An 11,055-nucleotide genomic window follows, 5' to 3' on the forward strand; every position below is an offset into this window, starting at 1 on the left:
CCACGACGACCGCGGCGCCGACCACGACCACCACCACCACGACGCCGCCGCCGACCACCACGACGACCACGCCCCCGCCGACGACGACCACCGCGCCGCCCACGACGTCGCAAGCGACCACCACAGCCGCACCCCCGACGACGACCCGGTTCCGGCCGCTGCTGCCGCCCTTCGTACCGCGGGGCTGACGCGGCCGGTCCCGGCGACGAGGGTCACACGGGCCCGCTGATACGGCAGGCCACGGGCACCGCGGACCTCCAAGTTAGGGCAGCCTTTCTCGCGGCGGAAGCTGCGGAGATGTAACTATGAGCAGGGCTAAGCAGGCAAACAATTCGCAGGCTGAATCAAACATGCATTGGGGAGACCTTCTGTGACCACGCAGATGCTGATCAGACTCATCGTGGGCATGGGCATGACGCTGGTCGTGGCCGCGCTCGCCGGACGACGGGTCCTGTGGCTGTTCAAGCTCGTCACGTCCGGGAAGCCCGCGCCGGGTCACACCGACGACCCCGGCCGGCGAATCTGGACGGAGATCGCCGAGGTCTTCGGGCAGCGCCGCCTGCTCAAGTGGTCGATCCCCGGCCTGGCCCACTTCTTCACCATGTGGGGCTTCTTCATCCTGCTCACGGTCTACATCGAGGCCTACGGCCTGCTGTTCCAGGACAACTTCCACATCCCGATCATCGGGCGCTGGGACGCGCTGGGCTTCCTGCAGGACTTCTTCGCCACCGCCGTCTTCCTCGGCATCACCACGTTCGCCATCATTCGGCTGATGCGCAGCCCGCGCGAAATCGGCCGCTCGTCACGGTTCTACGGTTCTCACACCGGCGGCGCGTGGCTGGTGCTGTTCATGATCTTCAACGTCATCTGGACCTACGTGCTGGTCCGCGGGTCGGCGGTCAACAACGGCACGCTGCCCTACGGCAACGGCGCCTTCCTGTCTCAGCTCTTCGGGGCGATCCTGCGCCCGCTCGGCCAGCCCGCCAACGAGATCATCGAGACGACGGCCCTGCTCCTGCACATCGCCGTCATGCTGGCCTTCCTCATCATCGTGCTGCACTCCAAGCACCTGCACATCTTCACGGCGCCGATCAACGTCATCTTCAAGCGGCTGCCCGACGGGTTGGGTCCGCTGCTGCCGATCGAGGCCGACGGCAAGCCGATCGACTTCGAAAACCCGCCCGACGACGCCGAGTTCGGCCGCGGCAAGATCGAGGACTTCAGCTGGAAGGCCATGCTGGACTTCGCCACCTGCACCGAATGCGGTCGCTGCCAGTCGCAATGCCCGGCCTGGAACACCGGCAAGCCGCTGTCTCCCAAGCTCGTCATCATGGACCTGCGCGACCACTGGATGGCCAAGGCGCCCTACATCCTCGGGGATAAGGAATCGCCCGCCGAGAACACGCCGGAGGGCGGGATCGGCGAGGAACTGGCCGGCGAGAAGCACGCCGAGGCGCACCACGTCCCCGAGTCGGGCTTCGGCCGCGTCATGGGCTCCGGCCCGGAGCAGGCCACCCGGCCGCTGGTCGGCACCGCCGAGCAGGGCGGCGTCATCGACCCCGACGTGCTGTGGTCCTGCGTGTCCTGCGGCGCCTGCGTCGAGCAGTGCCCGGTGGACATCGAGCACGTCGACCACATCATCGACATGCGCCGCTACCAGGTGATGATGGAATCCGAATTCCCCTCGGAACTTTCGGTGCTGTTCAAGAACCTGGAGACCAAGGCCAACCCGTGGGGCCAGAACGCGTCCGACCGGACCAACTGGATCGACGAGGTGGACTTCGACGTTCCCGTGTACGGCGAGGACGTGGACAGCTTCGACGGCTTCGAGTACCTGTTCTGGGTCGGCTGCGCCGGCGCCTACGACGACAAGGCCAAGAAGACCACCAAGGCCGTCGCGGAGCTGCTAGCCATCGCCGGGGTGAAGTACCTGGTGCTGGGCACCGGTGAAACCTGCAACGGTGACTCCGCGCGTCGCTCCGGCAACGAGTTCCTCTTCCAGCAGCTGGCGCAGCAGGCCGTGGAGACCCTGGACGGGGTGTTCGAGGGCGTGGAGACCGTCGACCGCAAGATCGTCGTCACCTGCCCGCACTGCTTCAACACCCTGGGCCGCGAATACCGGCAGCTGGGCTCTAACTACTCGGTGTTGCACCACACCCAGCTGCTGAACCGGCTGATCCGCGACAACAAGCTGGTGCCGGTGACGCCGGTGTCCCAGGACATCACTTACCACGACCCGTGCTACCTGGGCCGGCACAACAAGGTGTACGAGGCGCCGCGCGAGCTGATCGGGGCGGCGGGCGCGACGCTCACCGAGATGCCGCGGCACGCCGAGCGCAGCTTCTGCTGCGGTGCCGGTGGCGCGCGGATGTGGATGGAAGAGCACATCGGCAAGCGGATCAACCACGAGCGTGTCGACGAGGCCCTGGCCACCGGGGCGGCCACGATCGCGACCGGCTGCCCGTTCTGCCGCGTGATGGTCACCGACGGCGTCAACGACCGGCAGGAAGAGGCCGGCCGCAGCGGCGTCGAGGTGCTCGACGTCGCCCAGGTGCTGCTCGGGTCCCTCGAATACGACAAGGCGACGCTGCCGGAGAAGGGCACGGCCGCCAAGGAGGCGGAGAAGCGGGCGGCTCAGGCACCAAAGGCCACCGCCACCGTCGAGGCGCCGGCCAAGGAGACCGAGGAGGCACCCGCCGAGGCGGCCCCCAAGTCCGAGGCGGCGCCCGCAGCGCCCGCGCCCGCCAAGGGGCTGGGCATCGCCGGTGGCGCCAAGAAGCCCGGAAAGAAGGCGGCCGAGCCCGCCGGCGACGGCAAAGCCGAGGCATCCGCGCCCGCGCCCGCCAAGGGGCTGGGCATCGCCGGTGGCGCCAAGAAGCCCGGCGCCAAGAAGGCCGCGCCCGCCCAGGCCGAGGCCAAGACGGAGGCGCCGGCGGAGTCGGCGGCACCCGCCGCCCCGGCCAAGGGGTTGGGCATCGCAGCGGGCGCCAAGCGACCGGGCGCCAAGAAGGCCGCCCCGGCCGCCGAGGCACCCAAGGCCGAGGCTCAGCCCGAACAAGCCGAGCCCGAGGCGGCCGACGGCACGGCCGAGGAGAAGGCGCCCGCGGCGCCGGTCAAGGGCCTGGGCATCGCCGCCGGCGCGAAACGACCGGGCGCCAAGAAGGCCGCCCCGGCCGCCGAGGCACCCAAGGCGGAGGCTCAGCCCGAACAAGCCGAACCGGAGCCGGCGCCGAAAGCGGAGCCGGCAAAGGAGACCGACGGCGCGGACGCACCGTCGGGTCCACCGGTGAAGGGGCTGGGTATCGCGCGCGGGGCCCGTCCGCCGGGCAAGCGCTGACCTGGGATTTTGCGGCTTGACAGCAAATTTCGGTGGACAGAAGTGGCACCATTGGTGACGTGACCACTCACCAGCTGCCCCTGAACGCGTCCGCGCACCACCGGCAGCGTGTCTTCGCGCAGTCGTCCAAGCTTCAGGGCGTTCTGTACGAGATCCGCGGCCCGGTGCACCAGCATGCCGCGCGGCTGGAGGCCGAAGGGCACCGCATCCTCAAGCTCAACATCGGCAACCCGGCGCCGTTCGGCTTCGAGGCGCCCGACGTGATCATGCGCGACATGATCCAGGCGCTGCCCTACGCGCAGGGCTACTCCGACTCGCAGGGCATCCTGCCCGCACGCCGGGCCGTGGTCACCCGCTACGAGTTGGTCGAGGGCTTCCCCCGCTTCGACGTCGACGACGTCTATCTGGGCAACGGGTGCTCCGAGCTGATCACGATGACGCTGCAGGCCCTGCTCGACAACGGCGACGAGGTGTTGATCCCGTCGCCGGACTACCCGCTGTGGACGGCGTCGACCTCCCTGGCCGGCGGCACGCCCGTGCACTACCTGTGCGACGAGACGCAGGCGTGGCAGCCCGACATCGCCGACCTGGAGTCCAAGATCACCGAGCGCACCAAGGCGCTGGTCATCATCAACCCCAACAACCCGACCGGCGCGGTCTACAGCCGCGAGGTCCTCACCCAGATGGTGGAATTGGCGCGCAAGCACGAACTGCTGCTGCTCGCCGACGAGATCTACGACAAGATCCTCTACGACGACGCCAAGCACATCAACGTGGCCTCGCTGGCCCACGATATGTTGTGCCTCACGTTCAACGGGCTGTCCAAGGCCTACCGGGTGGCCGGCTACCGCGCGGGCTGGCTGGCGATCACCGGCCCCAAGGACCACGCCGAGAGCTTCATCGAGGGCATCAACCTGCTGGCCAACATGCGGCTATGCCCCAACGTCCCGGCCCAGCACGGCATCCAGGTGGCCCTCGGTGGCCATCAGAGCATCGAAGACCTGGTGCTGCCCGGCGGGCGCCTGCTCGAGCAGCGTGACGTCGCCTGGGAGAAGCTCAACGAGATTCCCGGGGTGTCCTGCGTCAAACCCGAGGGCGCGCTGTACGCGTTTCCCCGGCTGGACCCCGAGGTCTACGACATCACCGACGACGAACAGCTCGTCCTCGACCTGCTGCTGCAGGAGAAGATCCTCGTCACGCAGGGCACCGGATTCAATTGGCCGGCACCGGATCACCTGCGCATCGTGACGCTGCCGTGGGCCCGCGACCTGGCGGCGGCGATCGAGCGGCTGGGCAACTTCCTGGTCAGCTATCGCCAGTAAGGAACTTCGCAGCCGGCGCCTCTACGGTGGACCGCGTGACGCACTCGCACTCGCATTCACACAGCCTGTCCGGGCCGGCCCCGGTTGAGTCGCTGCCCGCCAGGATCGTCGTCGGGCTGCTGGTGGCGATCGGGGTGGCGGTCCTGGGTGGCGCCATCGCGCTGTGGCCCAGCCGGCAGCACGTCGCCATCCCGATGCCCTTCCAGAATGCGGCCGGCGGCGCCGTGAGCACGCAGGCCGGACACGTGCTGTCCAGCGGCGTGGGTGACTGCGGCAGCCCGTCGGTCAGCCAGGTGCTCACCACCGCGCCGCAGCCGGCGCCGCCGGGCGCGGGGCGGTGCGTGCTGACCCAGGTGGCCATCGATTCCGGGCCCAATGCGGGCGCCAACACGTTGCTGGAATCCTCCCCCGGTCCGGGCCAGCCGAAATTCGCGGTGGGAGACCACATTCGGCTCGTCCGGCAGGTCGACGATCAGGGCGCCACCAGCTACGCGTTCTACGACTTCGAACGTGGCTGGTCGTTGGTCGCGCTGGCCGTCGCATTCGCTGTGGTGATCGTCGCCGTGGCACGCTGGCGGGGACTGCTGGCGCTGGTGGGCATCGGGGTCGCGTTCGTGGTCCTGGTGGCGTTCTTGCTGCCTGCGTTGCGCGACGGCGCGCCCGCGGTTCCGGTGGCCCTGGTGGCCGCGGCGGCCATCCTCTACGCGGTCATCTATCTGGCGCACGGCGTGAGCCTGCGCACCAGCGCCGCGCTGCTGGGCACCCTGACTTCGCTGTTGGTTGCGGCGGGATTATCTTGGGCGGCAATACAAGTGGCCCATTTGACCGGGTTGTCCGATGACCAGAACGCCACCGTCAGCGCGTATTTGGGCAACGTGTCGATCAGCGGCCTGCTGCTCGCCGGCTTCATCATCGGGTCGCTGGGCGTGCTCAACGATGTGACGGTGACGCAGGCATCGACGGTGTTCGAGCTCGCCCACCTCGGTGGCTCGCGGCGCGCGATCTTCCTGGGCGCCATCCGAGTTGGCCGCGACCACATCGCCAGCACGGTGTACACGCTGGTGCTCGCCTACGCGGGCAGCTCGCTGCCGCTACTGCTGCTGTTCAGCGTGGCCAACCGCTCGTTGACCGACGTGCTGACCAGCGAAAGTGTGGCCATCGAGATCGCGCGGTCGGCGGTGGGCGGCATCGCACTGGCGCTGTCGGTGCCGCTGACGACGGCGATCGCCGCGGCGCTGGCGAAGCCTAGTGAAACCGGCTCCGCTCCAACAGATCCAGCAGATAGCCGCCGTATCCGGACTTGAGCAGCGTGTGGGCGCGCTCGGCCAACTGCTCGTCGGTGATCCAGCCCCGCTGCCACGCCACTTCCTCGGGGACGCTGACCTTCAGGCCCTGCCGCCGTTCCAGCGTGCGCACGAAATCGCTGGCGTCCAGCAGGGAGTCGAACGTGCCGGTGTCGAGCCACGCCGTCCCGCGGGCCATCACCTCGACCGAGAGCTGGCCCCGGTTGAGATAGATCTGGTTGACCTCGGTGATCTCGTATTCACCGCGCGCCGATTTCTTCAAGCCTTTGGCAATCTCGATCACGTCGTTGTCGTAGAAATACAAGCCCGGCACCGCGTAATTGGACTTCGGCGTCTTGGGTTTCTCCTCCAGCGACAGCGCTGTGCCGTCGTCGCTGAACTCGACGACGCCGTACTCCGATGGGTTGGCCACCCAGTAGGCGAAAACGGCCCCGCCGCTTATGTTTTGGAAACGGCTCAGGCTGGTGCCCAGCCCCGGGCCGTAGAAGATGTTGTCGCCCAACACCAACGACACCGAGTCGTTGCCGATGTGGTCGGCGCCCAGCACGAAGGCCTGGGCCAGACCGTCGGGGCTTTGCTGCGTCACGTAGCTGATGTTGATCCCGAACTGTGAGCCGTCGCTTAGAAGCCGCTGAAAGCCCGCCGCATCGTGCGGGGTGGTGATCACCAGAATGTCCTGGATCCCGGCCATCATCAGGGTGGACAGCGGGTAGTAGACCATCGGTTTGTCGTACACCGGAAGCAACTGCTTGCTGATGCCGACGGTGATCGGATGCAGGCGAGTGCCCGAGCCGCCGGCCAAGATGATCCCGCGCATGAATGACTCCCTGTTCCGCGCTTAGTTGACGAGGTCGTTTTCGGTGAGTTCGGTCGCCGCCAGCGCCGACGCCAGGTCGTCGTGCCGGAACACGGACGTCACGTGGTCGTGGACCACGCGGAATGCCGACGCGGCGGTTGTCACGGCCCCGGGATTGTCCGGGGCGCTGACCTTCTGTTCGACGACCACGACCCCGTCGTGCACGTACATCCGGCCGAGTTCGGCCGTCGCGTGGCGGGAGGCGGCCCACCCACGCAGCGCCTCGTGCCCCTGCGCGGCCCCGTGCGCGTCGCCGATCTCGATGTCGTCGCTGGACAACGCGAGCAGGGTTTCCAGGTCGGCCGAGTTGAGCGCGTCGTGCCATGCCAGGACGGTGGCGATCTCCGAAGTGGTCATGGGTTGCAAGTTACCGTGTGCGCCCAGCCGCCGTGGCTAGAGCGGGGTACGGTCCAGCCAGTTCTGCCACACCGCCTCGTCGCCGAACAACTGAATGCCCGTGTCGGCGAGCGGCACCCGGCGCAGGATGGCCAGCAGCAGCTCGGTCGCGCCGCCCCGCAACGCCGCCGTGCCCTTGCCGTGCTCGTGCGACCAGGCGATCCGGCCGTCGTCGACTCCGATAGTCCACTCGCCGGCTTCGCCCAGACCAGGGTCGGTGGCGTGCAGGTGCAGGGTGTTTCCGCCCTCGAGCGGGAGTGCCGCCCCTTCGCCGCCGGCCTGGATCGCGATGCGCTCGAGCCATTCGGTGATCGCATCGGCGGCCAGGCCGGCATCCAGCGCGAATTCGGCGCCCAGCGCGATGGCCGCGTCGGCCCGATGCACCGCCACCTCGTGCAAGCGGCGGCGGATCCACCAGTTCGCCGGGCGGAGGCCGAGAAAGGTCCACACCGGCGTTTCCACACCCGTCAGCTCGACGGCGTCGACCAGCCGCTGCGCGCCGCCGTGCAACCAGGAGATGGCGTCGGCCGGATCGGGTGGCGGCTTGCCGCCCTCGACGGACCGGAAGTCGAGAAACTCCTGCAGTCGCTCCCGCACGATCTGCGCCGCCCAGCGGTCGCCACGGCCGACGTGGCGCAGCAGCTGATTGAGGTCCCACCCCGGGCAGGTCGGCACGCGCGTGGACTGGTCCGCATCCCGGAAAAGCTCCGAAAATGCGCGGTTTTCTTCCAGGAATGCACCGGCATAATCCACGCGGGTCAGGCTACTCGCCGGCGCCAAACGACCAAGGGCTCACTGGGCAGAGGACTTCGTCCCTATTGCGGTCTATGGCGCAGGGACGAATACCGGGAACACGCGGCTGTGCACCGCCAGTTCGCGCAAGAAGATCGCGCCATGGCTCAGGAGCTGCGACGGATGGCGGAATGCGAGCCGACGCACGATTCCGCTCCGCCTTCGAGCGCTGGCTAGCGGCCGGCTAGGGCCGCGGCGCCCCCAGCCGGAACAGCCGCCAGCCCGCTTGCTTCCAGCGGGCGGCATCGAGGCAGTTGCGGCCGTCGACGATGACCCGGGCCCGCACGCGGTCGGCCAGGTCGCCGGGGTCGAGGTCGATGAATTGGCGCCATTCGGTCAGAACGAGCACCGCGTCCGCGCGATCACACGCCTCCTCAACCGAAACCGCGTAGTTCAGCGTCGGGAACAGCCGCTGCGCGTTGTCGAGCGCCTTGGGGTCGTACACGTTGACCGCGGCGCCGTTGAGCTGCAGCTGACCAGCGACGTTGAGCGCTGGCGAGTCGCGCACATCGTCGGATTCGGGCTTGAACGCCGCACCGAGCACGGCGATATTGGCGCCCAGCAGCGACCCGCCGCAGGCCGCGCTGGCGAGCTCCACCATCCGGCTGCGCCGGCGCATGTTGATGCTGTCGACCTCGCGCAGGAAGGTCAGCGCCTGGTCGGCGCCCAGTTCGCCGGCGCGGGCCATGAAGGCACGGATGTCCTTGGGCAGGCAGCCACCGCCGAAACCCAAACCGGCGTTGAGGAATTGGCGGCCGATGCGGGGATCGTAGCCGAGCGCATCGGCCAGCACGCTGACGTCTGCGCCGGCGGCCTCGCACACCTCGGAGATGGCGTTGATGAACGAAATCTTCGTCGCCAGAAAGGCGTTGGCGGAAACCTTGACCAGCTCCGCGGTCTGCAGGTCCGTCAGCAGGAACGGCACACCCTCGGCGAGCAGGGGGCCGTAGAGTTCACGGACCGCCGCCTCGGCCCGTGTCGAATCCTGTTGGACCCCTAGGACGATGCGGTCCGGATGCAGGGTGTCGTGCACCGCGTAGCCCTCACGCAGGAACTCGGGGTTCCAGGCGATCTCGACGTCGACCCCGCGCGGCGCCAACGCTGCCGCCCGGTGGTTCAGCTCGGCGGCGGTTCCCACCGGAACGGTCGATTTCCCCACGAGCACCGACGATCTCGTCAGCCGCGGCACCAGGGCGTCGATCACGGCGTAGACGTGGCGCAGATCGGCGCCGTACTCGCCCTTCTTCTGTGGCGTGCCCACCCCGAGGAAATGCACGTCGGCGAATTCGGCCGCCATGTCGTAGTCGGTGGTGAACCGCAGGCGGCCCGTTGCCAGGTTCTTCGTCAGCAGCTTGCGCAGGCCGGGTTCATAGAAGGGAATGTCACCGCCAGCGAGCTTGGCGACCTTGCCCGGGTCGATGTCGACCCCGACCACCTCATGTCCCAGTTCCGCCATTCCGACCGCGTGGGTGGCACCCAGGTAGCCGGTGCCGAAGACGGTGCATCGCATGTAACCGGTATACGTCGTCGCGATGAGCTAACTGCATCGCCTCCCTAAGCGGAAGGCAAACGGCAGGTGACAGCTGGCCCCGAACCGATTAGTGCCGGCCGAACCCACCGTGGCCACCGCCGAAACCGCCGTGGCCGCCGCCGAAGCCCGGAATGCCGGGGAACCCGCCGCCACCGCCGCCGTGACCTTCGTCTCCGCCGCCATGACCACCGCCGAAGCCGCCACCGGGCGGCCCACCGATGATCGGTCCACCGATGCCTGGGATCGGCAGCGGGATCGGCACCGGAACGGGCGCCACCGGAGGTGGCGGCGCGGGAGCCGGCGCGACCGGAATCGGGGCAGGCGCCGGGGCTTCGGGAACCGGAACAGGAGCGGGAGCCGCCGGGGCGGGCACCTGGGCCTCCGGAGCGGGCGCCGGGGCCGCCGGAGCGGGGGCCGGAGCCGCCGGTGCCGGGGCGGGCGCCGCGGGCGCCGGAGCCTCGGCCGGCGCGGGAGCCGCGGGGGCCGGGGCCGGCCGGGTGGGCGCGACGACGACGTTCTGGTTCGGGCTGGGCCGGACGTTGGCCGTGGGCCGGATCGCGATCGCCAGCGAGACGACCAGCGCCACCACACCGATGACGAAGACGCCCGCCACGATGCTGCCCACCAGCCGGAAGGAGCGGCGCTCGGGATAACCGGCGTCGACGAGCGCGGTGGCGCCGGTTTGCGCGCCGGTGTAGAAGTCGTCGACGTCGTCGGGGACGGCGCTGTACGCGAGGGCGTCCCTTTCCAGGGTTCCCGGGGTTTCGAAGTAGCCCGGCGCAATCGCGAACGGGTTGATGGCGCCGGTGCCCGGGTCTTGGGCGTAGGCCAGCGCTGCGGTGGAGGAGGAGAACAGCGGGGCGTGCGCCGAGGCCAGCGCCGCGCCCCGGGCCAGCGCCGTCTCCGGCTCCTCGGGAGCCGACAGCGGCAGCGTGGTCGCCGCCTCGAGCGCGGGCTTGATCAGCGGGATGTCAACGCCGGAGCCGACGACGAACACCCCGTCCGGGCGGGTCTCCATCGTCTCGGCCTGCGAAACCATGGTGGCCAGCTGGGCCACCGCGGCCTCGTCGTCGGCCGGCAGGGGTTCCCGGCGGACATCGGCAACCGACCCGTCGGCGCTGTTGACGACAGCGAGGGTCGCGGTGTCGGGCTCGATGTAGAGCAGCGCCGTTTGCGCATAGTTGGTTTGACTGCCGACCGCCTGGGCCAGGGCCGCCGCGGCCAGGAAGGACGAGACCAACATCACGTTCTCGACCTTGTGGGCGGCCAGCGCATCGCGCAGCGCGGCGGCCTCGATCGGGTCGGTGAAGGTGACCCCTGTCGAGGCCAGTTGGTAGCCGCCCTCGGCGGCGCCCTCACGCGTGCCCAGGATCGCGGAGACTACCTGGTTGGCCGCGCTGAGCGTTGCGGCGTCATCTTCGGGCGGAACGTCGAAATTGTCTTCGTCGACGGTGGCGCCTTCGCCATTCTGGCCTTCGACCAGCACCATTCGGACGGCCGTCGGCGCCATTGACACC

General features: G+C 69.0%; 9 protein-coding genes. 4 read left to right on the plus strand and 5 right to left on the minus strand.

The features are described 5' to 3' along the window. From A5709_RS28520 to A5709_RS18300, 4 genes are all read left to right on the plus strand, one after another. Nucleotides 1-229, plus strand: a 229-nt coding sequence (locus tag A5709_RS28520) for a hypothetical protein (RefSeq protein ID WP_197520191.1), incomplete at its 5' end; no start/stop codon positions are given. A 141-nt stretch (nucleotides 230-370) separates the two neighbouring features. After that, the gene (locus A5709_RS18290; protein WP_068121383.1) at nucleotides 371-3,337 is read left to right on the plus strand and encodes a (Fe-S)-binding protein; all 2,967 of its coding nucleotides are present in this window, start codon (nucleotides 371-373) and stop codon (nucleotides 3,335-3,337) included. Nucleotides 3,338-3,369: 32 nt separating this feature from the next. Further along, nucleotides 3,370-4,659 (plus strand): pyridoxal phosphate-dependent aminotransferase, encoded by a 1,290-nt coding sequence (locus A5709_RS18295; protein WP_067943616.1) that lies wholly within the window; start codon nucleotides 3,370-3,372, stop codon nucleotides 4,657-4,659. A gap of 26 nt (nucleotides 4,660-4,685) precedes the next feature. After that, nucleotides 4,686-5,963, plus strand: a complete 1,278-nt coding sequence (locus A5709_RS18300; RefSeq protein ID WP_068121387.1) for a YibE/F family protein — start codon at nucleotides 4,686-4,688, stop codon at nucleotides 5,961-5,963. On the opposite strand, the gene rfbA is transcribed toward A5709_RS18300, so the two are convergent. The 5 genes from rfbA to A5709_RS18325 form a co-directional block, all read right to left on the minus strand. Then, nucleotides 5,905-6,780 carry a glucose-1-phosphate thymidylyltransferase RfbA gene (gene rfbA, locus A5709_RS18305; RefSeq protein WP_068007173.1) on the minus strand — a complete coding sequence of 292 codons (876 nt, stop codon included), beginning with the start codon at nucleotides 6,778-6,780 and terminating at the stop codon, nucleotides 5,905-5,907. The two genes, A5709_RS18300 and rfbA, sit on opposite strands and share 59 nt — an antisense overlap. Nucleotides 6,781-6,801: 21 nt before the next feature. Continuing rightward, nucleotides 6,802-7,176, minus strand: a complete 375-nt coding sequence (locus A5709_RS18310) for a nuclear transport factor 2 family protein (protein WP_067943610.1) — start codon at nucleotides 7,174-7,176, stop codon at nucleotides 6,802-6,804. A 36-nt stretch (nucleotides 7,177-7,212) separates the two neighbouring features. Continuing rightward, nucleotides 7,213-7,968 carry a maleylpyruvate isomerase family mycothiol-dependent enzyme gene (locus A5709_RS18315; RefSeq protein WP_068121390.1) on the minus strand — a complete coding sequence of 252 codons (756 nt, stop codon included), beginning with the start codon at nucleotides 7,966-7,968 and terminating at the stop codon, nucleotides 7,213-7,215. A gap of 223 nt (nucleotides 7,969-8,191) precedes the next feature. Beyond that, entirely contained in the window at nucleotides 8,192-9,517 is a 1,326-nt protein-coding gene (locus tag A5709_RS18320) for a UDP-glucose/GDP-mannose dehydrogenase family protein (protein WP_068121393.1), read from the minus strand. An 88-nt stretch (nucleotides 9,518-9,605) separates the two neighbouring features. Then, nucleotides 9,606-11,054, minus strand: coding sequence for a hypothetical protein (locus A5709_RS18325; protein WP_068121396.1), 1,449 nt, complete (start codon nucleotides 11,052-11,054; stop codon nucleotides 9,606-9,608). Between the last annotated feature and the right edge of the window lies 1 nt (nucleotide 11,055).

This window comes from Mycobacterium sp. E1386 (assembly GCF_001672745.1).
Taxonomy (GTDB): Bacteria; Actinomycetota; Actinomycetes; order Mycobacteriales; family Mycobacteriaceae; genus Mycobacterium.

What these genes read in the sequence shown, in the direction of transcription:
- rfbA (WP_068007173.1), bottom strand. Translation starts at nt 6,780, where the DNA reads ATGCGCGGGATCATCTTGGCCGGCGGCTCGGGCACTCGCCTGCATCCG.
- A5709_RS18310 (WP_067943610.1), bottom strand. Translation starts at nt 7,176, where the DNA reads ATGACCACTTCGGAGATCGCCACCGTCCTGGCATGGCACGACGCGCTC.
- A5709_RS18320 (WP_068121393.1), bottom strand. Translation starts at nt 9,517, where the DNA reads ATGCGATGCACCGTCTTCGGCACCGGCTACCTGGGTGCCACCCACGCG.